Annotated in this window: 22 protein-coding genes; 5 read left to right on the forward strand and 17 right to left on the reverse strand. The window is 41.1% G+C overall.

Features of this window, described 5'->3' with window-relative positions:
* Complete coding sequence (locus ACFX4L_RS11495; protein WP_377384190.1) at positions 1 to 2,727, forward strand: PBP1A family penicillin-binding protein; 2,727 nt, start codon at positions 1 to 3, stop codon at positions 2,725 to 2,727.
* Positions 2,728 to 3,214: 487 nt separating this feature from the next.
* Here ACFX4L_RS11495 and ACFX4L_RS11500 read toward each other — a convergent pair whose 3' ends face one another.
* From ACFX4L_RS11500 to asnS, 4 genes are all read right to left on the reverse strand, one after another.
* Positions 3,215 to 3,751, reverse strand: coding sequence for a YpoC family protein (locus ACFX4L_RS11500; protein ID WP_377384187.1), 537 nt, complete (start codon positions 3,749 to 3,751; stop codon positions 3,215 to 3,217).
* Positions 3,748 to 4,404: an endonuclease III gene (nth, locus tag ACFX4L_RS11505; protein WP_377405222.1), complete on the reverse strand. Its 657-nt coding sequence runs from the start codon at positions 4,402 to 4,404 to the stop codon at positions 3,748 to 3,750. Before nth ends, ACFX4L_RS11500 begins: the two co-directional genes overlap by 4 nt.
* Before the next feature lie 22 nt (positions 4,405 to 4,426).
* Positions 4,427 to 5,122 carry a DnaD domain-containing protein gene (locus ACFX4L_RS11510; protein WP_061463835.1) on the reverse strand — a complete coding sequence of 232 codons (696 nt, stop codon included), beginning with the start codon at positions 5,120 to 5,122 and terminating at the stop codon, positions 4,427 to 4,429.
* Positions 5,123 to 5,238: 116 nt separating this feature from the next.
* Positions 5,239 to 6,531 carry an asparagine--tRNA ligase gene (gene asnS / locus ACFX4L_RS11515; RefSeq protein ID WP_061463836.1) on the reverse strand — a complete coding sequence of 431 codons (1,293 nt, stop codon included), beginning with the start codon at positions 6,529 to 6,531 and terminating at the stop codon, positions 5,239 to 5,241.
* Between the two features lie 344 nt (positions 6,532 to 6,875).
* Between asnS and ACFX4L_RS11520 the strand changes: the two genes are divergently transcribed.
* Genes ACFX4L_RS11520 through ACFX4L_RS11530 form a run of 3 tightly spaced genes read left to right on the forward strand, consistent with a single transcriptional unit; the run spans position 6,876 to position 8,850 of the window.
* A complete protein-coding gene (locus ACFX4L_RS11520) occupies positions 6,876 to 7,664 on the forward strand; it encodes a fumarylacetoacetate hydrolase family protein (RefSeq protein WP_289337379.1) in 789 nt (262 codons plus the stop codon).
* Positions 7,661 to 8,449 (forward strand): fumarylacetoacetate hydrolase family protein, encoded by a 789-nt coding sequence (locus ACFX4L_RS11525; protein ID WP_289337378.1) that lies wholly within the window; start codon positions 7,661 to 7,663, stop codon positions 8,447 to 8,449. The genes ACFX4L_RS11520 and ACFX4L_RS11525 overlap by 4 nt, the downstream gene beginning before the upstream one ends.
* A gap of 17 nt (positions 8,450 to 8,466) precedes the next feature.
* Entirely contained in the window at positions 8,467 to 8,850 is a 384-nt protein-coding gene (locus ACFX4L_RS11530; RefSeq protein WP_089363179.1) for a 5-carboxymethyl-2-hydroxymuconate Delta-isomerase, read from the forward strand.
* 67 nt (positions 8,851 to 8,917) lie between these two features.
* On the opposite strand, the gene hpaB is transcribed toward ACFX4L_RS11530, so the two are convergent.
* On the reverse strand, positions 8,918 to 10,390 hold the full coding sequence (gene hpaB, locus ACFX4L_RS11535) for a 4-hydroxyphenylacetate 3-monooxygenase, oxygenase component (RefSeq protein ID WP_284470336.1): 1,473 nt from the start codon (positions 10,388 to 10,390) through the stop codon (positions 8,918 to 8,920).
* Positions 10,391 to 10,547: 157 nt separating this feature from the next.
* Between hpaB and ACFX4L_RS11540 the strand changes: the two genes are divergently transcribed.
* Positions 10,548 to 11,417, forward strand: a complete 870-nt coding sequence (locus ACFX4L_RS11540) for a LysR family transcriptional regulator (protein ID WP_377405225.1) — start codon at positions 10,548 to 10,550, stop codon at positions 11,415 to 11,417.
* Between the two features lie 157 nt (positions 11,418 to 11,574).
* On the opposite strand, the gene ACFX4L_RS11545 is transcribed toward ACFX4L_RS11540, so the two are convergent.
* From ACFX4L_RS11545 to panD, 12 genes are all read right to left on the reverse strand, one after another.
* On the reverse strand, positions 11,575 to 13,140 hold the full coding sequence (locus tag ACFX4L_RS11545) for a solute symporter family protein (RefSeq protein WP_377405228.1): 1,566 nt from the start codon (positions 13,138 to 13,140) through the stop codon (positions 11,575 to 11,577).
* Position 13,141: 1 nt separating this feature from the next.
* Positions 13,142 to 13,483 carry a DUF485 domain-containing protein gene (locus tag ACFX4L_RS11550; RefSeq protein WP_061463843.1) on the reverse strand — a complete coding sequence of 114 codons (342 nt, stop codon included), beginning with the start codon at positions 13,481 to 13,483 and terminating at the stop codon, positions 13,142 to 13,144.
* Between the two features lie 217 nt (positions 13,484 to 13,700).
* A complete protein-coding gene (locus tag ACFX4L_RS11555) occupies positions 13,701 to 13,946 on the reverse strand; it encodes a hypothetical protein (RefSeq protein ID WP_377405231.1) in 246 nt (81 codons plus the stop codon).
* A 103-nt stretch (positions 13,947 to 14,049) separates the two neighbouring features.
* Positions 14,050 to 15,033, reverse strand: coding sequence for a 3,4-dihydroxyphenylacetate 2,3-dioxygenase (hpaD, locus tag ACFX4L_RS11560; RefSeq protein WP_089363227.1), 984 nt, complete (start codon positions 15,031 to 15,033; stop codon positions 14,050 to 14,052).
* Between the two features lie 31 nt (positions 15,034 to 15,064).
* A complete protein-coding gene (hpaE, locus tag ACFX4L_RS11565) occupies positions 15,065 to 16,579 on the reverse strand; it encodes a 5-carboxymethyl-2-hydroxymuconate semialdehyde dehydrogenase (RefSeq protein WP_377384169.1) in 1,515 nt (504 codons plus the stop codon).
* A gap of 78 nt (positions 16,580 to 16,657) precedes the next feature.
* Positions 16,658 to 17,575, reverse strand: a complete 918-nt coding sequence (hpaI, locus tag ACFX4L_RS11570) for a 2,4-dihydroxyhept-2-ene-1,7-dioic acid aldolase (RefSeq protein WP_377405234.1) — start codon at positions 17,573 to 17,575, stop codon at positions 16,658 to 16,660.
* A gap of 109 nt (positions 17,576 to 17,684) precedes the next feature.
* The gene (locus tag ACFX4L_RS11575) at positions 17,685 to 18,362 is read right to left on the reverse strand and encodes a GntR family transcriptional regulator (protein ID WP_125162236.1); all 678 of its coding nucleotides are present in this window, start codon (positions 18,360 to 18,362) and stop codon (positions 17,685 to 17,687) included.
* A 314-nt stretch (positions 18,363 to 18,676) separates the two neighbouring features.
* On the reverse strand, positions 18,677 to 19,861 hold the full coding sequence (locus ACFX4L_RS11580; RefSeq protein WP_377384165.1) for a pyridoxal phosphate-dependent aminotransferase: 1,185 nt from the start codon (positions 19,859 to 19,861) through the stop codon (positions 18,677 to 18,679).
* A gap of 20 nt (positions 19,862 to 19,881) precedes the next feature.
* On the reverse strand, positions 19,882 to 20,358 hold the full coding sequence (locus ACFX4L_RS11585; protein ID WP_284470328.1) for a cell wall elongation regulator TseB-like domain-containing protein: 477 nt from the start codon (positions 20,356 to 20,358) through the stop codon (positions 19,882 to 19,884).
* A gap of 18 nt (positions 20,359 to 20,376) precedes the next feature.
* On the reverse strand, positions 20,377 to 20,547 hold the full coding sequence (locus ACFX4L_RS11590; RefSeq protein ID WP_064505144.1) for a YpmA family protein: 171 nt from the start codon (positions 20,545 to 20,547) through the stop codon (positions 20,377 to 20,379).
* A 154-nt stretch (positions 20,548 to 20,701) separates the two neighbouring features.
* Positions 20,702 to 23,482: an ATP-dependent DNA helicase DinG gene (gene dinG, locus ACFX4L_RS11595; protein WP_317777785.1), complete on the reverse strand. Its 2,781-nt coding sequence runs from the start codon at positions 23,480 to 23,482 to the stop codon at positions 20,702 to 20,704.
* Positions 23,483 to 23,687: 205 nt separating this feature from the next.
* Complete coding sequence (gene panD / locus ACFX4L_RS11600) at positions 23,688 to 24,071, reverse strand: aspartate 1-decarboxylase (RefSeq protein ID WP_089363169.1); 384 nt, start codon at positions 24,069 to 24,071, stop codon at positions 23,688 to 23,690.
* Between the last annotated feature and the right edge of the window lie 11 nt (positions 24,072 to 24,082).

Consider the following 24,082-nt stretch of genomic DNA (forward strand, 5'->3'; position numbering starts at 1 on the left):
ATGGCTGAAAAATATAATACTAGAGAAGAACGCCGAAAGCAGGGGCAGACACAAAAAAAGGAACCGAACAAAGGTCCTAAGAAGCCAACCAATATGCTTAAGCGCATTTTCCTTATACTTGTTACAATCGGAATTATAGGCTTGGTTGGCGGAGGAGCTGCAATGGCTTACTTTATAAGCGATGCTCCAAAACTTGATGAAAAGCTTTTAAAAGATCCAGTCACATCCAAAATTCTCGATGAAAATGGTAAATTGCTAGCCGAAGTCGGAACAGAAAACCGGGATTATGTAAATTATGAAGACATTCCCAAACGTGTCGAAGATGCTTTCCTGGCTACGGAAGATTCACGCTTTTATAAACACCACGGGGTGGATTTCTTGCGTCTGGGCAGTGCCGTCATAGCCAACTTCAAACACGGATTCGGCTCAGAGGGTGCAAGTACATTGACGCAGCAGGTTATCAAGCGTTCTTATTTAACACCTGATAAGACCATTAAAAGGAAAGTCCAGGAAATGTGGCTAGCCATACAGCTGGAAAGAAAATATACAAAACAAGAAATTTTCGAAATGTATGTGAATAAGATTTTCTTTGCAAATCGTGCAAACGGGATATTAACTGCTTCCCATACTTATTATGGAAAAGAACTAAGCGAATTGAAATTGAATGAAGTGGCCATGCTTGTAGGTTTACCGCAAAGCCCAAGCCGTTATAACCCTTATTTACACCCAGAACGCGCGAAAGAACGCCGTGATATTGTCCTTCACTTAATGAATAAACATGGATATATCACTGAACAGGAAATGAAAAATGCACAAAGCATCGATATAACAGAAGGACTTCAAGAAATCGATAAAAGCAAAAAAGACACGACTGCTTATGATGCATTCATCGATTTGGTCATTGAGGAAGTCGGACAAATGGGTGACTATAACGTCTTTACCGATGGTTTGGAAATCCATACGACCATTGATAAAGATGCCCAAGAATATGTCTATAAAATGTTGAACAGTAATGAAATCATCAATTATCCAAGTAAAGATCTCCAAGCTGGAGTTACCTTAATAGATACTAAAACTGGTGAAATTAAAGCAGTTGGCGGCGGCAGGAACACGACGGTTAAACGCGGCTGGAATTATGCAACGGACGCCAAGCGTTCACCTGGTTCGACCATTAAGCCAATTCTGGATTATGGTCCTGCCGTAGAATATTTAAATTGGTCCACCTACCATCCAATCAAAGATGAGGAATATACCTACAGTGATGGAACACCGCTTAAAAATGCTTCCGGGAGACATTATGGTACTGTAACAGCTCGTGAAGCACTAGCACGGTCATTAAATATCCCTGCCTTAAAGACGCTTCAAGCAGTCGGCTTGGACCGGGCGCGTGATTTTGCCGTTGACCTTGGCATGCCTTTCAAGAATGAAATAAGTGAATCTGCTGCAATTGGAGGCGGTCAAGACGTTTCTACGCTTGAACTTGCCGGTGCATACAGTTCATTCGGAAACAACGGTATTTATAATAAACCGCATAGTGTGACAAAGATTGTTTTACGTGACAAAACCACCATCAAAAACAAGACGGAATCGAAACCGGTCATGAAAGATTCCACGGCTTTCATCGTGACGGACATGTTGAAGAGCGTCATTAAAGAACCTTATGGAACAGGAAGGCTAGCCAATATACCTAATCTTCCAGTAGCCGGTAAAACGGGTTCAACCAATTTCACGCCTGACCAGCGTGCACGGAACAACATCCCAGCCTCCGGTGTAAAAGATAGCTGGATGGCGGGTTATACAACCAATTATACAGTCGCAGTATGGGCTGGATATGATAATGCACCAGGCAATAAAATGGAATATCTTGGCGATTCATCTCAAAGGATCCCTAAATCAATTTTCAAGAACTTGATGGAACATATGGCTCAGTCAAAAGAAACGAAAGACTTTAATCAACCTGACAGTGTTGTGAAGGTTGGAATCATAAAAGGTTCCAATCCAGCTGTTAAAGCCAATCAATATACACCAAGCGATAAAATCACTTATGAATATTATGTTAAAGGTCACGAGCCAACACAAGTGACGACAGAATATGAGAAAGTCGATTCACCTGGCATTAACGCTTCTTACGATAAGGAAAGTAATGAAATCAATCTATCATGGTCATATCCTAAAGGTAATGCCAAATTCGAGGTTATGATGTCCGTTGATGGCGGAGCACAGAGCGTGTTAAAAAAATCGAAGGATACTAGTTTAACGATCCCTAATCCAACCCCTGGAAGTAAATATACTTTCTCAGTGGTAGCCATAGTGGATAACCAACAAAGTGATCCTGCCAGTACATCGGTCGAAATCCCTGCAGAAGCGGAAGATCCTAAGGGTACTGACGAGGAGATTAAAGATCCGGCAGAGGGTGAAAATCCGGAACAAGAAACTCCTGCTGAAGGTGAAAAAGATAAGCAAGACGAAGATAAAAATAACAACGGCAACAATGGCAACGGCAGTGGAATTGATAATGGAATTGATAATGGAAACACTGATAATAATGGAAATGGAAACAATCCTGATGATGGAAAAGGCAATAAGGATGATGGAGACGTTGAAGGTGGGGATATTGTCACCGACCCTGGGACTGTAGAGGAAGAAAAACCAGGCGAAATCCCTGACCCTAACCCGGCCCCTGATCCAGAAAAAGAGAAAGACAACAATAAAGAAAACAAAGATTGACTATTAAACGTCTAAGCTAATGCTTAGAGCAGTTTGTAGACAAAAAGGTTTCGGAATGTACTCATTCCGAAACCTTTTTCATTTTTTATTGGATTTGAAATAGCTATAGAGAAAGACCATTTCTGGCCATCGCGAATTCCGAAGGTATAGTTAATGAATGTCAGTTTGACTAAAAATAACTGGATCTATACTTAAGCGTCCTACCTCGGAATACTTTCACCTCAAGTTCTTCTTTTAAAACAAAAAAGACTGTTGGCAAACGGGGTTCTGTCTAAATGTTAAAACAAAGTTGATTGGAACGGGTGTGCGTGACACCTGCGGGAAAAGCGTGTCCAAGGGAGACACCGCAGGCGCAAAGGGCGCCGAGGGCGGACCCCCTTGGTTCCCTACGTTCCAATCAATGTTTAAATTACAAACCCTCAAAAAAACTGTAGACAAACTCAATTTTTTATCGAGTTTGACTACAGTTTGCGTCTAAGCTAAAAGCTTAGACGTTTCTTTTATTCTTATTAATGATCATGAGCTTCACATATAGTTTCTCAAATTCTCGGAACAACTCACTAAGTTGTCTATAAGAATGGAAAGAAGCGGGTCTTGCAAGGATGAAAGAAACCCTTTCAGCCGCGTTCACCGGAATATTATGAAAGGACTCTATTTGCACTCGGCAGTCACTCAATACCACTGGCTTTCCATGCATCCAGAAGACTGCATTTAAAAATAAACCGATACCCTGCTTCATGAGTCCCAAGGTCCTTCCCGCTTTTCGCTCTGAAAATAGTATGCTGCATTCAGTATCTATTCCCTTCCATTTTTCCAGTAGTTCCTTTATATGCATTGCCCCCTTGGTCCAAGGAGCATACGACACTACATTATTATAATAAAGTATCTCATACGGGAAAGCCTCGAATGGGATTGATCCATTCCATCCTGTATAGCATTCTTTTTCCAAAATGGTTTCCTTTTCAGGGAAAAAGAACGGATGGTCCAATTCGGCCGGGACTTTTAATGATATGGACTGCGTCAATTGGCTTCTTTCCTTTTCATTCTTTTTTTTCCTTCACGGCATACTTCTAGGAATGGGCAGGTTTCACATCTTGGTGACTGAGCCTTGCAATGATAGCGTCCAAAGAATATCAGACGGTGATGCGTAACGGACCATTCATCCTTCGGTATCTTAGCCATCAACGTTTTCTCAACATCGAGGACACTATCCTTCCAGCGGCATAATCCCAGACGCTTGGAAACCCTCTCTACATGGGTATCTACAGCTATCGCTGGCACATCATACGCAACTGAAACGACTACATTCGCCGTCTTTCTGCCCACGCCAGGCAATTTAACAAGCTCATCACGATCCCTGGGAACTTCCTTACCGTATTCTTCGATCAGCATTCGCGACAACTTTTGAATGTTCTTAGCCTTGTTACGAAACAAACCGATTGAGCGAATGTCATTTTCCAACTCTTCTACCGGAACGCTTATGTAATCCTCAGGCCTTTTATATTTTTGAAATAAATCCTTCGTGACTTTATTCACTAATACATCCGTACATTGAGCTGACAGAGCAACAGCAATCACCAATTCAAATGGATTGGAGTGATTCAGTTCACAATGGGCATCTGGAAACATTTCACCCATTGTATCCAGACAATATCGAACTTGAGCTTTATTCAACATATTGGTTCTCCTTCAATTTACATTACTGCTCGAGCCAGTTATAAAAGGGCACATCTTTCAATGGTTGTGCAGTTTCCGTTTTTCGGTCCCTCTTTTGATGCACTCTAAATTTTTTTCCTTGCTCCCTTGCCTGTTCCAAGGTTTTAATTCCATTCTTTTTCCACTCGAACAAAATTCGATCAATGTATCGGAAATTCAATTTACCGGAAATGACTGACTCCCTAAGAGCTGTCTTAATGATTTCAGGTTGATGGTCGTCCTCCATCCACATTGCCAATGTTTCACATTCAAATGGAGATAAAGGGCGGCCGAACTCCTGTTCAAAAATCGTATAAAGGCTCTCTCCCGCTTTTTGGACCTCAGCTGACTCTGACTGTTTCAAAGTTTTTAAGAAGCAGTCCATCATTTTTTCATAAAGTGGAGCCAACGAATATTTTTCCTGTCCGATTTCTTGACTTCCTTCAACCACCATTTCAACAAATCCCCTTTGAACCAAACGCTGGATTAAGAATAGACATTCCGTTTCCTGTAATGTCATTCGGTCAGATAGTTGGGATGGTGCAGGGAAATGGTTACCTTTATCGATAAAGCTTTGCAATTGTAATAATAGGACCATTTCTTGTTCATTCAGTCCCATTGTCTTATAGTTAGTCAACAAAAAGGATGGAATCGTTATCGTTCCTTCCTTAAACCACGCATATAAATGTTCTTTATTCATGTTATTGGACACCTCTGATTAAGTATAACATGAATATGGCTCCCCTAATAAGCTTATAATTTTAACAAAAAACGGTTATCTGCCCAATATGGCAAGATAACCGCTTCATTACGAGATCAAGGATATAAACGATTTAATAGACGTGGGAACGGAATGGTTTCACGGACATGTTCAACACCACTGATCCAAGCAACGGTACGTTCTAACCCCAAACCGAAGCCTGAATGCGGTACAGATCCGTATTTTCTTAATTCCATATACCATTTGTAAGCATCTTCGCTCAAGCCATGCTCATTGATTCTCTGTTCAAGCAATTCCTGATCATGAATCCGCTCCGAGCCGCCAATTATTTCTCCGTACCCTTCCGGAGCAATCAAATCGGCACAAAGAACTACCTCTTCCCTGTCAGGAGCAGGCTGCATATAAAAAGGTTTGATTTTGGTTGGATAATGAGTTATGAAGACTGGCTTATCATAACTTTCTGCTATCGCAGTTTCGTGCGGTGCTCCAAAATCATCACCCCATTGGATATCATCAAATCCTTGTTCATGAAGGAACTTTATGGCTTCATCATATGTAATACGAGGGAATGGAGCTTTAATTTGTTCAAGCTTCGCTGTGTCACGGCCCAGCGTATTCAACTCAAGCTGACAGTTTTTCAAAACAGATTGGATGATGGAAGATACGAATTGTTCCTGAACCTCCAGATTTTCTTTGAATTCGATGAAAGCCATTTCTGGTTCAATCATCCAGAACTCGATTAAATGCCGTCTTGTTTTGGATTTTTCCGCCCTGAAAGTAGGTCCAAAGGAAAATACCTTCCCTAGTGCCATTGCTGCCGCTTCCATATAAAGCTGACCACTTTGTGAAAGGTATGCATCCTCATCAAAGTATTTAGTGGCGAACAATTCACTCGTTCCTTCTGGTGCGCTTCCTGTTAAAATTGGGGGATCGACTTTAACGAAACCTTCTTCATTAAAGAATTCATATGTAGCACGGATTATTTCATTCCGGATTTTCATGACTGCATGCTGTCGTTTTGAACGCAGCCACAAATGGCGGTTATCCATTAAGAATTCAGGACCATGTGCTTTAGGTGTAATGGGATAATCCAATGATTCATGAATGATTTCAATATCTTTCACTTGTAACTCAAAACCGAACGGCGAGCGTTCATCCTTTTGAATGACACCTGTTACATACAAGGATGTCTCTTGCGAAACCGATTTCGCACGTGCAAAAATTTCTTCACCCACATCAGCTTTCACGACGACACCTTGAATGAAACCTGAGCCATCACGGATTTGAAGGAATGCAATTTTACCACTGGAACGTTTGCTGGCAAGCCAGCCTCCAATGGTAACTTCTTGATCGACGAATTTGCTAGCATCTTTTATTGTAATTTTCACGGGATTTCCCTCCAAAAATAGCTTAACTCACTAGGAATTTACTCTACTTATTATACCCATTGCCCTGCTTACAAGCAAATAAATCAGGTTGCATGCCTTTTATATCACTCTTATCAATTTTTCGAGGTGTATCCGCCATATTGCACACTTTTTCACTAACGAATTTGTTGATATGGTATTTGCTCCATCCTAACTAAATGTTCAAGGCATTTTTCTGTTGAAACCAACCTTTCCCCTAACAATTTTTACCTAATTATACTGAATAATCTAAAAATGTTGAACTTAAACAAAAAATCATATACGATATCATATATGATAAATAAAAAATCAAGGGGGGATTGTCCATGGCAAAAGCAAGAGTGAAACTAAGGAAGTCAGATTATTCGGAAGAAATGGATGTATTGTCGAACGGTTATATATTAAAGAACGGTGATAAATACGATGTATCCCAAATAAAGTTGGATATCCCTATTTCAGGGACTGTATATGGGACATTATTAAACTATAAAGGATCATTGGAAGCATTGAAGGAAAAGATCGGCCACCCTCCTTATAATGAGCCTCCTAAAGGGCCGATCCTTTATATTAAACCTAGAAACACGTTTTCTTCTTTTTCAACTCCAGTTCCCCTTCCAAATGGTATACCTGAATTGGAAATCGGGGCGGCCCTTGGAATAGTGATCAATAAAACGGCCACTAGGGTCAAGAAAGAACATGCATCGGATTATATAGAAGGTTTTACGATCGTCAATGATATTAGCATTCCGCATGAAAGCGTTTACCGTCCTGCGATCCGTTATAAAGCCCGAGATGGATTTTGCCCGATCGGTCCCTGGGTCGTATCCAAGGAATCCATATCCAACCCCGATTCATTAGGAATCCGTGTATTTATAAATGGGGAGCTCAGGCAAGAAAATTCAACTGTAAATCTAATTCGCTCCATTTCCCACCTCATTGAGGATGTAACAGACTTCATGACTCTGAATTCGGGTGACGTCCTTCTAGTTGGAGTTCCTGAGAATGCACCACTGGCAAAAGCCGATGATCATATTAGAATTGAAATTGACGAAATCGGATATTTGGAAAATACAATCATTTCAGAAGTAAAGCTATCAAAGGAGGGGGTTTTATGAAGAGAGCCCGTGTAGCCTATGCAGGTGCCATACATCTAGCAAGTGAATATAATGGCCGGCTCCAATTGACGGATGGCCGGATTGTCAATGAGCAAGATGTTGTCTGGCTTCCCCCGGTGGAACCCCGTACTGTATTCGCGCTTGGCTTGAATTATGCCGACCATGCGAAGGAGCTGGCTTTTAAAGCCCCGGAAGAACCCCTTGCGTTCTTAAAAGGGCCAAATACCTTTATCGGGCACCGGGGACAGACAAGACGGCCTTCTGATGCATCTTATATGCATTATGAATGTGAACTGGCAGTCGTCATCGGTAAAAAGGCGAAGAACATAAAAAAAGAAGACGCCTTTAAGTATGTAAGTGGATATACCATTGCAAATGATTATGCAATACGGGATTATCTGGAGAATTACTACCGGCCAAACTTAAAGGTCAAAAATCGCGATACCTGCACCCCAATTGGACCGTGGCTAGTGGATGCCGAAGATATTCCAGATCCTTCGAATCTTTCCATCAAGACATACGTCAACAAAAAATTGACTCAGGAAGGCAACACGAAAGACATGATATTCAGCATTGCTGATTTAATTGAATATTTCAGCGGCTTCATGACATTGAGTCCAGGCGATATCATATTGACAGGCACACCCGAAGGATTGGCGGATACTGCTGTAGGTGATGAAATCACCACTGAAATTGAAGGTATCGGAAAACTCGTTAGCACAATAGTCGGTGACGATATATTTAGAGAAGACGGGGATCGGTCGCATTTAAAAATTCATAATTAACGGAAGGGAAGGATCACATGCCTCATATAATTATAGAATATACCGATAATATCAAAGATGAACTCCAGATTGACGGTTTGTTAAAGAAAGTGAATGATGTATTAATCTCCTATCCTTCCATCTTTCCAATTGGCGGCATTCGATCTCGAGCCATTGAATTAAAGCATTATCGTGTTGCCGATGGTTCAGAGGATGATGCCTTTGTTCATGCCATACTAAAAATTGGCGCTGGACGCCATGACAAGGATAAAACCAAAGTATGTGACCACCTTTTTGAAACGCTGGAGTCCCATTTGGCAGCCCTCTTCTCAAAGAGATATCTTGCCCTTTCCATGGAGCTTACGGAATTCAGTGATTTTGGCACATATAAAAAGAATAATATCCATAACCGATTTAAATAAAAGATTTCATATTTAAAGGCCTTCCTGAGCATCGGGAAGGCCTTTATGGTTACATACTGCTACAGGGTCAGTTGATTTCTGCAAGATTTTCAGCACGGTTTAAGAACTCCTTGACACGGTCCACATATTCCTGTTTATCATAGCCAGAATATAAAGCGCTGGCCATGCGAACCGGATCCCCAAAAAAGAAGCGCTCATATAGTGTTTGCCTAGTTCCAAATGAACTCATGCATACATCCCATGCGAGACGATACAGTTTAACCCTGTCATACGCCCCGCCATTAGCGGATTGAAGGTATTTATCCAAATCCGGTCGAAGCTCCGAATTGAAATCGGCTTCATTTGGTATCGCCATTAAGCCACTAGCCCCAAGAAGCTGCATGATTTCACTGAATCTAGGGTAAATCTTTGGATAATAATTACGGGCAATGTTTAACGGTGTGAAATCTGGTGTCATTATTCCCCACTTATCCACTTTTGCGTTTGCCTCCGAAGCTGTAATGAAGGCTTTTACCGTTTCAAGTGCTATGATGACTTCCGAAATTTTCTCCTGAACATGCTGGTATTGCCCAATATTGATCGTTTCCACCATTAGTTGCAAAATACCCAGAATGAACTCGGTTTTGATAATATTCTTCGATACCACCTGATGGGTCATATGAACAACCGCATTGCTTTCATTATAAGCCTGGTTGCAAATGCCGACATCCCCATATGCGAATACCCGGTTCCAAGGAACGACTACATCATCAAAAACGATTATAGTATCCATTTCCTCAAATCGTGAGCCAAGTGGATGGTCAAAATTGGATTTGCCATAGTCGAATGATTCACGACAGATGAATTTTACCCCCGGTGTATTATTCGGTATGGAGAATGCGAATGCATAAGGGTTTTCTTCTTCTGATTGTTTAAGCAACGTTGAAGGAAAAACCATGATTTCATCCGTTATTCCGCCTTGTGTAGCTAATAATCTGGCTCCCTTTATAATTAGCCCTTCTGAATCCTTGCCCGCAATCCGTGCAGCGATGTAAGGGTCCGGAAGCTTTGCCGCACTAACTCCCCTATTAACCTGGGGTTGAATCAGCGTATGTGTCAACGACAAATCCATTTCCCGGCAGAGCTCATAGTAATCTTTCATATTTTTAGCAAATGCCGAATCCTGAGTGCCGAACATATCCGCCGCAGAACCATACGCCATCATCCCACTGTTGATGTAATCAGGGGAACGTCCCATCATACCATTATTATGTCTTGCCCATTCTTGAATCATTTTCCTCCTTTTTTCAAGATCTTCCTTAGTCCGGGGCTGCATGAATGAGGCCCCTACACTTTCATTGGAGGTTGGTGAAATATAAGTCATGATATCTTTTTTCCCGGGATCATGCTGGAGGTCATATAATTCGGCCTGTGTTTTCATGACCCCTTTAAAAGCTGGGTGTTCACTGATTTTATCTTTTACTTGCTCCCCATTTATCCATACGTTCGCCTTTGCGTTGTCTACCCTATTAATATATTCTTCACCTGTTTTTGCCGGCATGATTGCATCCCCCTTAAAATAAATGAAGCGCTTACAATTAAAAAATCCCAAATATTGAATTAATCCCTATAACAAAATATACCATATGTTATGATATATATATAATACTTAAAAAATTCAATATGTATATGTAAATCATATGTATGAGGTGTATATAATGGACATCCGGCAGTTAAAGTATTTTGTGACCATCGTTCAGGAAAAACAAGTAACAAAAGCCGCAAAAAAATTACATATGGCCCAACCGCCTCTTAGCCAGCAGCTTAAATTAATGGAAATGGAAATCGGTGAAAAGCTTTTCGATCGGAATGGAAAGAAACTTGAACTCACTGAAACTGGCAAGGTCCTATATAAAAAAGCTGAAGCTCTATTAAACCAGTTTGAAGAATCCCTACTGGAAGTGCAGGAAGTCAGTAAAGGGGTAAAGGGCACTCTTTCCATAGGATCTGTAAAAACTTGCTTTTCTTACATTCCGCAAAGGATGAGAACCTTTAGAGTAGAATACCCTGACATACGCTTCAAGTTAATGGAAGGAGATACGTTCCGTTTGACGGAAGGCTTAATAAACAGGGAAATCGAGTTGGCCATTGTACGGCTTCCTATTAATGGTAAGCAATTCTCAGCGATTAACCTTCAGCCGGAAGATTTTGTGCTTGTCACCCCAAAAGATTGGGATATCCCAGACTCCATTGAATTTAAACATATTAAAGAATTTCCCCTTTTATTGCTGCATAGGGTTAGCGGTCAAGGTACTTATGAACTTATCGTGGATGAATGCTTCAGACATGGATTTGAACCTGCCATTGTATGTGAATGTCCTGATGCAGCAATGATATTATCTTTAGTGAAAGAAGGAATAGGTGCTACTATCATGCCGCGCACCACCTCTAAATCTTTTTCAACTCAGGGGATAAAAATAGTCGAATTCAAAGATTGTGCAGTAAAATCGGAAGCCGCCCTTATATGGCTCGAAGACCGCTATCTTTCCAAAGGCGCCGTCAAATTTCTAGAAACTTTTTCTGAATGAGTTGCCATTATCCATGGATCTTCATTTCATTTATACTCATTCATCGATCAATTTTGTGTGGATTTGAATTTTATCCAATAAAAGGGGGAAAACCACCTTTAGATAGATGGCTGATTTTTCCCAGTTCATTCACAAGGGCAGGTATGTTTTACATCCTTCAATGTCGCACAACACCCTTAACGTCATGTCCAGTATTGGACTTTACAAGGATTTCATTAAAATTATCTTTTGTTACCGTTTTTAAATTTGCCCGGCGGTTACCGAACAGAGCACCTAAATAACATGCCAGGAACCCAAGCGGAATGGACACAATCCCTGGTGAATTCAAAGGGAAAATCGGGTTACCTGTAATTATGGTGGCTCCCGGAACAGGGTTCCAGACATTTGGACTTAAGGCTACGAGCAAAAGTGTACCTAAAAGACCAGTCATCATACCGACTATTGCACCGGTTTTATTGAATTTTTTCCAATATATCGTAAGAAGGATGACTGGCAAATTCGAACTTGCGGCCAATGTAAAGGCAATCGATGCTAGAAACGCTACATTGAATTCCTGCAGACCTAATGATAAAACGATCGCAAGCGCCGTCACACCTACGGAAGCCCATCTTGCCATCGTCATTTGCTGTTTTTCCGTCGCTTTTCCATCTTTTAATATTTCATTATAAAAGTCATGTGAAAAAGCCGTAGCACCTGTTAACACGATTCCCGCAACTACTGCGAGTATCGTTGCAAAGGAAACCGCTGCAATAAAGGCGAATAAAATGTCCCCGCCCACAAGTTGGGCCAATAATGGTGCAGCCATGTTCCCTGCTGGGTTTGCAGCAATGATATTCGATGTTCCAACCAACTTCGCTGCACCGAACCCGAGAAAAATGACCATGATGTGAAAAGCACCCATAATCCACATCACCCAAACAACCGACTTTCTTGCCACTTGTGCATTCGGGACAGTCAAAAAACGTATTAAAATGTGAGGCAGACCTGCTGTTCCTAGAATAAGGCCTAGTGACAAGGAAGCTGCATCCCAACCACTGGCATATTTAATACCTGCCTTCAAATAATCTGCACCCATAGGTGTCGCTGTTTTCATATCCGAGAAAATTCCGACGAAATTAAAATTCAACTTCCACATGACAATCATGAATAATATAAACACCCCGCCAATTAACAGGATGGCTTTAATGATCTGCACCCAACTCGTTGCAGTCATCCCTCCAAATAGAACAAATACCAACATTGCAATACCTACGATGATAACAGATGCATTATACGGGATGTCTAAAAGCAATTTAAATAAAGCACCGGCCGCAACAAGTTGACCCAGCATGTACATGACTGATATCACCAGAGTATTAAAGGCGGTCACTCCCCGGACCTGTTTATACTTAAACCTCGTAGTCACCATATCGGCCAATGTGTATTTTCCTAAGTTCCGTAAAGGTTCAGCCACTAGGAATAAAACGACCAGGAATGAAACAAGTGCCCCATACATCAGGAAAAAACCATCATACCCCGTTAGGGAAAATGCCCCAATCAATCCTAAAAAAGTGGAAGCAGACATAAAATCCCCGGCCAATGCGAGTCCATTTTGCCTAGCTGTCAACCCGCCCCCTGCCGTATAAAAAGAACCTGCCGTTTTAGTTTTTTTGGATGCGAAATACGTGATGAAAAGGGTGCCTATCGACATTAGCGCAAATAGAATAATAACTGTCCAATTCATGTTAAAGCCCTTCTTTCTCGATGATTTTTTTAATTTGTTCATCGATTCTTTCTGATTTCCTTACATATATGCTGCAAACCCCTACAGACATAACCGTAATGGAGACACCGTACACCCACGCCCATGTTATGTCTCCAATGAAAGGGTGATCCAGGATATCTGTGTAAAAAACTAAGAAGGGCAGAAGAAGGGAATACCCCATAAAAAAAATCGTAAAAGGAATGACAAATTTCTTTTTATCGGAAATCATCTGCTGAAACTCTTTGGAAACAACAATCTTTTCATAATCCAATAGCTTGGTTTGTTCCGATTCTTCAGGGTTTTGTTTTTCAAACTGTACCATCACTTCACACCTCTTCTGGCATTTATATTTCCAAGGACGGTAACCTAGCAAAAGTCCTGATCTTCACCATTGTAAGCAGCTCTCCTCAATGGGATATAGGCTCCCCTCCTCATCCAATTGCAAGGCCATTGTAAAGATTTCAAATGAACTGCAAGTCAGGGGATAAAAAAAATCTACTGGAGGAGGTTCCAAGGTCAGGCTCCTTTTGCTCCTCGATTCACAACCCGAATTCCTTCCGTCTGACGCTTACAGATAGGGCAGCAGTAAGTACCCACTGCTGCCCTGCCCCAGACCACATATCTTTTAGTAGGCATGCACTTTCTTTATAGACTTGGCCCTTAACGACTATAAAGGTTCCTACACCTATTTCCTGCATTACTTTTTGCTCTAATGGAGTCATGTTGGGGTGTTGATCGCCATCCATGATTTGTCTTGCGTGTGGAAAAAATGTCGTGACCGCCAATTTCAAATCTTGCTGTAATGCAATGCTTTTTAGCTTATAAATGCTTGAGTGTCAAGTCAGTTTTAATGGGACGCTCGCCCCTTCACCCTAATCCCCGCTTCATTCAGATGATGAATTCAGGCTTGCTTTTTTCCAGTATCGGTTCTTCAAGAGAAACTTCTTGACCTGAAATTATATCAAGGACAGCAGAAGCCTCATCAAACCATGAATCCGGAGCTTTTGCCCCCCAGAATGTCTGACGCCTTGGATCATCCAGATTCCAATGAATCGGTTCGGTATCTGGGTCAGACGTTAAGTAATCCCCATTGTATAATTCGATCCTGTGACCGTCAGGATCTCTTAAATATAGGAAGAATGCATTGGATAGGCCATGTCTTCCGGGCCCGCGTTCGATCGACCCTGCATATCCGAGTGATGCCAGCACATCACACGCATGGATAAGCGCAAGGGGATCTGGCAGAAAGAAGCCTACATGATGAAGTCTTGGACCGATTCCGTTCATGAATGCCTGGTCATGGACCGTTTGTTTTCTATGTAGCCACGTGGCCCATAATTGACCCGACTCATCGACAGTATCTTCCGAGCAGGCAAAGCCTAATTCTTTCACATAAAAATCATGGGCTTTTTGCACATTTGGAACACTACAATTCACATGATCGATCCTTTGGACCCTTGAACCTCTATGCAAATCGAATTTTTGCAGCAATCTCTCGGCTTTATCCATTTTGCTGAAAAATTCCACTGGCAAGCCTGAAATGTCCTGAACTCGGAGTGATTTGCCCAGTGCATGCTGTGTTCCTTCATTCATCCACTTCATTTTCATTCCCTTGGAAAGGAAAATAGTTTCCAATTCTTTAAGGTCTTCCTCTTTTTCAACCTTGTATCCTATCACTTCCACGCTTGGCTTTTCTGCCTTTTGCAAGATAAGCGAGTGATGATGCGCTTCCTCTAAACCACGTAAATATATGTGATCATTTGTTCGTTCCGTTTCAACAAAACCTAAAGCATCCACATAAAAGGCTCTTGATTTGTCTAAATCTGTTACATTAAGTATCGTTCTCGCAACACGAATAATAGAAAAATTCATAGTATTCTCCCTTTCATTAATGAAAACCGGATTATTTTTCAGCAGAAGAAACGGCATTTTGTTTGAAATCCCCAAACTTAGGAATATGATGTTCTCCAATTGCCACGTGGATAACCTGTGTTTCTGTATAGAATTCAAAGCTATAATGGCCACCCTCACGTCCTACCCCACTATATTTCGATCCTCCAAAAGGTATCCGCAAATCCCTCACATTTTGTGAATTCACCCAGACCATCCCACTATCGACAGCTTGAGCAAATCTATGCCCACGCTTCATATCATTGGTCCATACATAAGCAGCAAGCCCATACTTTACATCGTTGGCCATACCCAATACTTCCTCTTCCGACTTAAAAGGAATGACTGCCATGACTGGTCCAAAAATCTCTTCCTGTGCCACCGTCATATCATTTGTACAGTTCAAGAGAAGCGTCGGGGCGATATAATTCCCTTCCTTGAATTCACTCGGTATGACACCGCTTACAATATCTGCCCCTTCATCTTTTGCTATATCCAGATAACGGGAGACATTATCAAAATGGTTTCGATGGATCAGCGGTCCGATTTCCGTTCCTGGTTCCATTGGATTTCCAATTTTGATATTATGAACACGTTCCTTCAATTCTTCAACGAACTGGTCTATTATCGATTCATGGACAAATAACCTGGAATTAGCTGTGCAGCGCTCCCCATTGAATGAATAGATTCCCCAAACCACTGAATCCAGGGCCTTTTCTAGATCGGCATCTTCAAAAATGATCGCTGGTGATTTACCTCCGAGTTCCATGGAAAAACGTTTCATTGTATCCGCACCATTTTTAATGATTTCAGTGCCGGTCGCCGTTTCCCCGGTAAAGGATATCAATTGGACTTCAGGATGGGCAACCAAGGACGCCCCTGCTGTCTCCCCAAAACCGTGAACGATATTGAATACGCCTTTTGGTAAACCGGATTGATCAATGATTTGAGCCAATTTATTGGCTGTCAAGGGAGACCATTCCGCCGGTTTTAGGACACAAGTATTACCTGTTGCAAGGGCCGGGGCGATTTTCCAGGTTTCTAACATGAAAGGCGCATTCCAAGGAGTGATTAATCCCGCCACTCCAATCGGTTTATGAATCGTATAATTGATGAAAGTGTTATCCATTTGATACGATTCTCCTATAAGCCTGCTTTTCACCATTTCAGAATAGAAACGGAAATTCTCCGCTCCCCTTGCTGCCTGTTTTTTTGTCTGGCTAATCGGCAACCCAGTGTCAAGTGATTCCAAATAGGAAATTTCTTCGGCATTTTCTTCAATTAATTCAGCGATCCTATTAATGTACTTCAATCTTTCTGCCACTTTCATCGTTCTCCATGGACCGTTATCGAATGCATCTCTTGCAGCAGCTACCGCTTGATCAATGTCCTGTTTAACCCCTTCTGCCACATTATTGATTGCTTGATTATTAAAAGGGCTTAGATTTTCAAATGTTTTTCCTGAAGCACCATCAACAAATTGACCATTGATGTAATGCTGGACATCTTGCACTGGAAAAGTTGGCATGATAAATCCTCCTTTAAAAAATATATTATGGAAGAAGACAATAATCGTTCGGGTCCTGCAATCTTCCCAATCTAGCAATTATGATTCAATCACTTGGTCAATCAATCCATATGATTGAAGGGTTTCACGCAGTTCCTTTTCTAATGGTTCCGAAGGCGGTCCCATAGGCGGCCTTAATGCGGGATTGATTTTTCCCATCATCCCCATCGCAGCTTTTAATGGTCCTGGATTGGTTTCTTTAAACAAAACATCATTCAATGGCATTAATTTGTAATGGAGGTCAAGCGCCTTATCCACTTCACCCTCCACCCAAAGGTTATAAATGTCCGCCACTTCTTTAGGAGTGATATTAGCAGTAGCACTAATATGTCCTGCCCCTCCAATAGCCAGCATAGGATAGCATAATAATTCAATGCCCGAATATAAGAGAAAATCCCTTCCGCAATTCAATAAGACACGGTTCACATGTTCGAAATCTTTATTAGATTCTTTTACACCAATAATATTTTCACAATCTTCAGCAAGACGTGCCAATGTCTTCACTTCTAAATTCGTCGCCGTTCTTCCAGGAATGTTATAGACGATAAGCGGGATGTCAACAGAATCAGCAACCGTTTTAAAATGATTGTAAAGTGCCTGTTGATTTGGCTTATTGTAATAGGGAACGATCACTAAAGCAGCTTCCGCCCCCATTTCTTGTGCCCTTTTTGTCAAATGTAACGTTTCTTTCTGATTGGCAGAGCCAGTACCTGGTGCGACCGGAACACGGGCATTTGCTGTTTTAATTGCCGTTTCCATCACTAATTCCCGCTCTTCAATCGATAGTGAACTGGGCTCCCCGGTAGTGCCACATACCGAGATTCCATGGGAACCGCTTTCAATATGCCAGTTTACTAGATTTTCAATTGCTTTTACATCCACTTCCATCTTGTCATCGAACGGAGTGATTACTGGAGCGATGGATCCTCTTAAACGACTTTTGATATCCTCATACATTTTTTCTGCCACCCTCTCGTTATTTGAATATTCGGAATAATATAAGTAAAAAAATCGGCTTTGTTTTTATAAATAATCGATCGACTATCATAAAACAAAGCCTAGGTCATCATAGTGCCTGATCGTGATTAGATTCCGCCCTTTGCTTGAATGTACTGATGGCATTCAATTTATGCTTTCTTACCAATGATTCAATTTCTTCAAAAGAAGCTTTTTCCTGTAGAAGCTTTATGATGATTTCATGTTCACGAATGGATTGGACTGCTCTTTGCGGCACCATGGTGAACATGGATTTTCTGACTCTATTCATTCTTTGTTGCGCCTGTTTAATTTCCTCCATTAAAAAGGAATTTCCGCACTTTTCATAAATTTCAGCATGAAAACACTCGTTTAACTTACCAAACAGCTCTAATTCAAAGTGATGGAGCGCTTTTTCCATTTCTTTGTTTAATTTAATTAGATTATCAAAATCATGATCAGTCATCGTTAAAGAACTGAGGGCAGCTGCATAGCCTTCAAGCAAAGATAAAACAGAAAGGGTTTCAATGTATTCGCTCTCATTAATGCTTGTAACCACTGCTCCACTATAAGGCTTATATTGAATAAGCCCGTCAGACTCCAGTTGTCTGATCGCTTCCCTGACAGGAATAGGGCTTAAACCAAGTTCTTTTGCCATTTGATCGATAATGATTCGCTGTCCGGAACCGTATGTTCCATCCAAAATTAATTTACGAAGGTGCTCATAGGCAATTTGCTTTTTGCTGGGGTTTTTGTTTTTATCTTCCATATTTTTATCATATATGAAATCATATATGATTGCAATCGGTTTTTATTAAATATCATATATGATTTTCATTTTTTTATTTACAAATCCTGATTCGCATTATGATCGGTTACGTATGCATATGAGAAAAACTCCCATGGCGAAGGGAGGGGTTTTTCAATTCCTGGGAATCCTTGAGCATGTCTTTTTTTACTCGCCTTTTGAAATAACCAAGAATGCATTATCATGCCTTCTTCCCAAATGTACTAATTCGATTTTTTTAAACAAAAAAAACCTGCAGACCCCGTTGTAGCCAGGTAGTCTGCAGGTTAAATTTTTTATGACATTTTTGATTTAACGAATGAATGGATTCTTTCAATGGCTGCTTCCAGCAATTCCAATGAAGTTGCATAAGAGAGCCTGATATTATCAGGTGCACCAAATCCTGAACCCGGTATAACAGCCACTTGAGCCTCCTCCAGCAACGCAGTCGAAAAATCATCAACATTGCTGTAGCCAGTTAATTCAACTGCATGTTTAACGTTCGGGAATAAGTAAAATGCTCCCTGTGGTTTAATGCAGCTTATACCTGGAATCTCAACCAATTTATCATATGCCTTATTCAAGCGGCTTTCGAATGCCTGACGCATTTCTTCCACGGGCTCCTGCGAACCTTCATACGCGGCAATCGCTCCATATTGAGCAGTTGTCGTAGGATTTGATGTGCTATGGCTAGCAAGATTCGTCATTGCTTTAATGATGGACTCTTCACCAACGGCATAACCAATTCTCCAGCCTGTCATCGAATGCGATTTAGAAACACCATTGATGATGATCGTTTGCTTTTTCAATTCAGGTGAAATCTCTGCAATGGATGTATGTTTAGCATTTCCATAAACCAATTTTTCGTAAATTTCGTCGGAAACGATCAATATATCATGAGCTAGGCAAACTTCCCCGATAGCCGCTAGTTCTTCCCTGGAATAAAGCATGCCAGTTGGATTGCTTGGCGAGTTGATGATAACCGCTTTCGTTTTTTCGGTAATCGCTTGTTCTAATTGTTCCTTAGTGATTTTATATTGATTTTCTTCCGTACCGACAATATAAACTGGCTTTCCGTCAGCAAGCTTGATTTGCTCAGGATAACTTACCCAATAAGGTATCGGAACGATGACTTCGTCTTCTTCATCCAGGATCGCTTGAAACAATGTGTAAAGTGCATGCTTTGCACCTGAGCCTACTACAATTTCAGAAGGTTTGTAATCCAAGCCTTGATCACGCTTCAATTTAGCTGCAATTGCCTCTTTTAGCTTCGGCAGACCAGCTGATGGCGTGTATTTAGTTTGACCTTCATTCATGGATTGAAAGGCTGCATCTATAATATGTTGGGGCGTATTATAGTCTGGTTCACCAGCACCCAAACCAATAATATCAAGACCTTGGTCCTTAAGTTCCTTTGCTTTTGCCGTGATGGCCAATGTTGTTGATGGCGTTAATGACTGAACTCGGTTAGCTAATTTCATTTTAAATTAATCCTCCATTTCTAAATGCTTCGATAATACTTAAGCCATTTCCCAGTTTTAAAATCATAATAATCATAGTTAAAACGCTCGGATTTATCAAGATAAGTTACTTCCCAAAGAGGAACATTCTTTTCCATGCCCAGCTTAACTGAAATGATTTTTTGGGGATTGAGTTTATCTTTGACAATGCTTAAGATTTCTTTTTTTGATTTTCCATCTTTATAGTTTTCCACTACTATTTCTTTCTTCTTGTCCTCAGGAAGCCAGACTATTTTTTTAGTTCCTTTTTCTCCCTTACCAATGATGACGGAGTATGAATCCTTCCCATTATAAAGGTAGAATTCATCCATTGTCACAAGGCCGGCCTTTTCCTTCGCCTGTTTAAAAGCCTCATTACCAGCTTCTTTTTTAGGCTGCATCGCTTTAATATATGCACCGCTGACAAATCCGATAAAACAAAGGACTAGGATAGAAGCAATAATCAACCATTTTTTCAAAGCTGCTTTTCCCTCTTTCTATGTACGATAAATTGTAAATATCGCTTTTTCTTGATCTTCGGAATCCAATGCCAGACCGAACATTAAGTCATCTTTTTTCAATGTTCGGTTCAAAGAATCCACAATTTTATACAGATCAGGAGAATGTTGCAACCTGACTGTCGAAATTACTTCTATTTTACTCTCCATGAAAACGCCCCTCCATTTTAAAATTTGTCAACAACCACTGGTATGAATAGGATTAGAAGGCTTTACCACCTTTCACATTATACCAGTTCAAAAGTTATTTTTCTTTATAAATTCATAAAAATTCTATTAGCTTAATGAATAATCTAAAGGTTCATTAAATCCACTCTTCTATCATATCAGCCATTTCTATTATTGAGGTTTGGTGCCAGTCGACTTGCGGAATGGCCTTTTGAAATTCAGGACCATATTTGGCAGTGACGATGCGGCGATCGAGAATAACCAAAATCCCTTTATCTTCTGGAGTTCGTATAAGCCTGCCGAATCCTTGTCGGAACCTTAACAGAGCTTCTGGTAAAGAATACGCTGAGAAAGGATTACGCCCTTGCTTCTCGAGAAGTTGGCATTTTGCTGCTGTCACTGGTTCATCCGGTGGAGAAAAAGGCAGCCTGACGATGATTAAACAAGATAAATCCTCGCCTGGAATATCGACTCCTTCCCAAAGGCTTGTTGTCCCAAAAAGGACGGCTTTCTCGAAGTTTTGGAAATTCCTGAGCAGTCTCATACGGCTTCCACCAGAAATCCCTTGTGCAAAGAGGGTGAACTCATCCAGAACCCCAGTGTCTTTGATGGAATAATAGGTTGCCCGCAGCATCTCATGTGAGGTGAATAATACCATCATCCTGCCTTTGGCTGCCTGAGCGGCCGCAATAATGTGGTTTGCCGCGGTTTCGGAAAATTCCTCCATTGATAAGCAATTGATATCCGGTATATCATTTGGAACCAGAACCTTTACGAGTTCCTTATATGGAAAAGGCGAAGGAAACCTTGCTGTCTGCATTGGCTCATTCTCTAAACCGAGTTGCTCTTTAAAATAATTGAAAGAATCCTTCACGACAAGGGTTGCTGATGTCATTACCACACTTTTTTGGTGCCCGAAATAGGAATCCCACAACCATTTACTTCCTGCAATCGGCTGAACCGTCAGTGTCACCCCATGCTGAGGTGCCGCATTCGTATAATCAAGCCAATATATATTCTCTTCATGCGGCTTAATGAAAAATTCATGTAAGGAGTCCCTTGTGTCCTGCAATTGTCCAAGCAGGACTTCGATATCATTTAAGTAAAACAATGAATTTTTCCCTAAGGGGGACTCATTATTCAATAAAAGAGCCAATCTTTTCTCTAACTCCGTAATGATATACCCTAACAAGTCCACCAATCGCTCAGCCACCAGGATCGCTTTACCCCATCTGCCATCATCAATTTTAAATGAAAGCCGTTTCGGACTCATGGAACGTGAAAGTTTTTCCGCCTGATTGGAGATGTAATAAAATAGCTGTTCGAATTCATAGGAGAAATCATTCAGCTTTTGGTCTAATTCATACGTAGGCTTCCCATCTGTCAGTCCCTTATTTAAGAGTAATCTGTCCAATTTGTACAATAATTGCTTTTGATCTGATGTCCCTATTCTGTTCAAAACCGTCTTCACCGAAATATAGTTAAGCCTGCTTCCTAGTTGTTTAGATGCAGCCTGTTCCAAATGGTGTGCTTCATCGAGTATCAGATACCCTTTCTTGGGAATCAAGGCGTCTTCTGTCAGTAGATCCGTCATTAAAAATGAATGATTAGTAATGATGATATCCGCCTTGGCCGCCGTTCTTTTGGCCCTTTCAAAAAAGTCCAATTCAAGCCAGGGCTGTTTTAAACCGGCGTATGTAAGACCATCACTTTGCAGTCTATTCCAAAACAGCTGACCACCGCTTGTAAGATTCAATTCATCTTTATCTCCTGTTACGGTTTCAGTAAGCCAAACCAATATCTGCATTTTCGTTAATGCCGTTTCATAATTATCTTCCTTTTCACGCAATGCCCTTTCAAACTTTGCCAAACTCAAATAATTACTTCTCCCCTTTAACAAAACAGCTTGAAAGGTGAAGGGAAGGATTGCCTTCAGCTTAGGAACCTCGTTTTGGAGAAGTTGATCCTGTAGCTGAAGCGTATATGTCGAAACGACGACCGGTTTTTGATGTTTTCTTGCAAAATAAACGGCTGGAAGCAGATAACCTAAGGATTTTCCAATACCTGTCCCAGCTTCAATGATTGCATCATGGCTGGATTCGAAGGAATGGTGAATCATGTTCATCATATCAAGCTGTCCGCTTCTTGCTTCAAAAGCCGGAAATGCACGTTGAAGCAAGGCTATTTTTTCCTCATTATCGAGCGGGAATTCTGACTCCGTGTCTTTATGATCACTTTCAACGACTGCCTTTTTAAATGCAAGGCCCCGATAAGTTATAAGTTCAGGTGAATGGACTTCTGCTTTAGCAAGTTTGCTTGCAATGCAAGCATCTATCAATTCGGAAATCTCACTTTGTAAGGAATAAGATAATCGATATAACTGTTTAAGCGTCATCACTGGAAGTTTCATCAACTTTTTTTTCAATTCCAACAATAATAAAGCGGTGGCATATGCATCACTATCCGCTTGATGGGGCCTGGAATGATCTAGGTTTTCTTCTTTAGCCAGTTGGTGCAGCTTGTATCCATCGGATGTTGGTTTTAATATTTTTGCTAACTCCACTGTATCAAGGGTGGAACCATAAAACGGCTCAAATCCACAGCGTACTAGTTCCTCCTGTAAAAAAGATAAGTCAAATAAAACATTATGGGCAACAAAACAAGCCCCTTCTATCAGCCGGGCAATATTTTCTGCGACATCTTCAAAGTCAGGTGCATTTTTTACCGTCTCGTTGCTTATTCCGGTCAATTCTTCAATAAACAAGGAAATTTCCTGACCAGGGTGGATGAATGTCGAGTATTCATCGACAATTTGGTCATTTTCGATGACCACGCCAGCAAATTGAATAATCCTATCCCCTTTTTTCGGGGAATTCCCTGTTGTTTCCAAATCGACCACTACATATCGTTGCGTCATGAATTGTACACCTCAAACTTCGCTTTCTCCACTTCCTGATGGAATTCTCTTATCTTTTTTATACCATAATAATCGTAATAAAGGAAACAAGCCGTTCATCATGCCCATTCTAAAAAACAGGCTCCCCACGATTCCACCATTCAACATTAGACGAAAAGGGCCGGCACCCGTATGCATGATTCATGCACGTGTGCCGGCCTTCCGCTTACATGATTGTTGCTGCAGGTTCGTTTGAAATCAGCTCAATGATTTTGTTGTTTTCATCCATAATCGCAACTTTTGGTTTGTGATCTCCCAGTTCATTCTCGGATACCATCACGTAAGAAATGATAATCACGATATCATCCGGCTGAACCAGTCTTGCTGCCGCTCCGTTCAAACACACAACACCGCTCCCCCGTTCACCCGCAATTACATACGTTTCAAGTCGCGCACCATTATTATTATTCACGATGGCGACTTTCTCGTTGGGCAGAATACCCACCGCATCAATTATGTCTTCATCAATTGTAATACTGCCAACATAGTTCAAATTAGCTTCAGTTACCCTTGCACGGTGGATTTTTCCATTCATCATCGTTCGAAACATTTAATTTCCCC

Source organism: Peribacillus sp. YIM B13482, from assembly GCF_042787975.1.
In the GTDB taxonomy this organism is placed as follows: Bacteria; Bacillota; Bacilli; order Bacillales; family DSM-1321; genus Peribacillus; species Peribacillus simplex_A.

What these genes read in the sequence shown, in the direction of transcription:
- ACFX4L_RS11495 (WP_377384190.1), top strand. Translation starts at nt 1, where the DNA reads ATGGCTGAAAAATATAATACTAGAGAAGAACGCCGAAAGCAGGGGCAG.
- nth (WP_377405222.1), bottom strand. Translation starts at nt 4,404, where the DNA reads ATGTTGAATAAAGCTCAAGTTCGATATTGTCTGGATACAATGGGTGAA.
- ACFX4L_RS11510 (WP_061463835.1), bottom strand. Translation starts at nt 5,122, where the DNA reads ATGAATAAAGAACATTTATATGCGTGGTTTAAGGAAGGAACGATAACG.
- ACFX4L_RS11520 (WP_289337379.1), top strand. Translation starts at nt 6,876, where the DNA reads ATGGCAAAAGCAAGAGTGAAACTAAGGAAGTCAGATTATTCGGAAGAA.
- ACFX4L_RS11525 (WP_289337378.1), top strand. Translation starts at nt 7,661, where the DNA reads ATGAAGAGAGCCCGTGTAGCCTATGCAGGTGCCATACATCTAGCAAGT.
- ACFX4L_RS11530 (WP_089363179.1), top strand. Translation starts at nt 8,467, where the DNA reads ATGCCTCATATAATTATAGAATATACCGATAATATCAAAGATGAACTC.
- hpaB (WP_284470336.1), bottom strand. Translation starts at nt 10,390, where the DNA reads ATGCCGGCAAAAACAGGTGAAGAATATATTAATAGGGTAGACAACGCA.
- ACFX4L_RS11540 (WP_377405225.1), top strand. Translation starts at nt 10,548, where the DNA reads ATGGACATCCGGCAGTTAAAGTATTTTGTGACCATCGTTCAGGAAAAA.
- ACFX4L_RS11545 (WP_377405228.1), bottom strand. Translation starts at nt 13,140, where the DNA reads ATGAATTGGACAGTTATTATTCTATTTGCGCTAATGTCGATAGGCACC.
- ACFX4L_RS11550 (WP_061463843.1), bottom strand. Translation starts at nt 13,483, where the DNA reads ATGGTACAGTTTGAAAAACAAAACCCTGAAGAATCGGAACAAACCAAG.
- hpaD (WP_089363227.1), bottom strand. Translation starts at nt 15,033, where the DNA reads ATGAATTTTTCTATTATTCGTGTTGCGAGAACGATACTTAATGTAACA.
- hpaE (WP_377384169.1), bottom strand. Translation starts at nt 16,579, where the DNA reads ATGCCAACTTTTCCAGTGCAAGATGTCCAGCATTACATCAATGGTCAA.
- hpaI (WP_377405234.1), bottom strand. Translation starts at nt 17,575, where the DNA reads ATGTATGAGGATATCAAAAGTCGTTTAAGAGGATCCATCGCTCCAGTA.
- ACFX4L_RS11575 (WP_125162236.1), bottom strand. Translation starts at nt 18,362, where the DNA reads ATGGAAGATAAAAACAAAAACCCCAGCAAAAAGCAAATTGCCTATGAG.
- ACFX4L_RS11580 (WP_377384165.1), bottom strand. Translation starts at nt 19,861, where the DNA reads ATGAAATTAGCTAACCGAGTTCAGTCATTAACGCCATCAACAACATTG.
- ACFX4L_RS11590 (WP_064505144.1), bottom strand. Translation starts at nt 20,547, where the DNA reads ATGGAGAGTAAAATAGAAGTAATTTCGACAGTCAGGTTGCAACATTCT.
- dinG (WP_317777785.1), bottom strand. Translation starts at nt 23,482, where the DNA reads ATGACGCAACGATATGTAGTGGTCGATTTGGAAACAACAGGGAATTCC.
- panD (WP_089363169.1), bottom strand. Translation starts at nt 24,071, where the DNA reads ATGTTTCGAACGATGATGAATGGAAAAATCCACCGTGCAAGGGTAACT.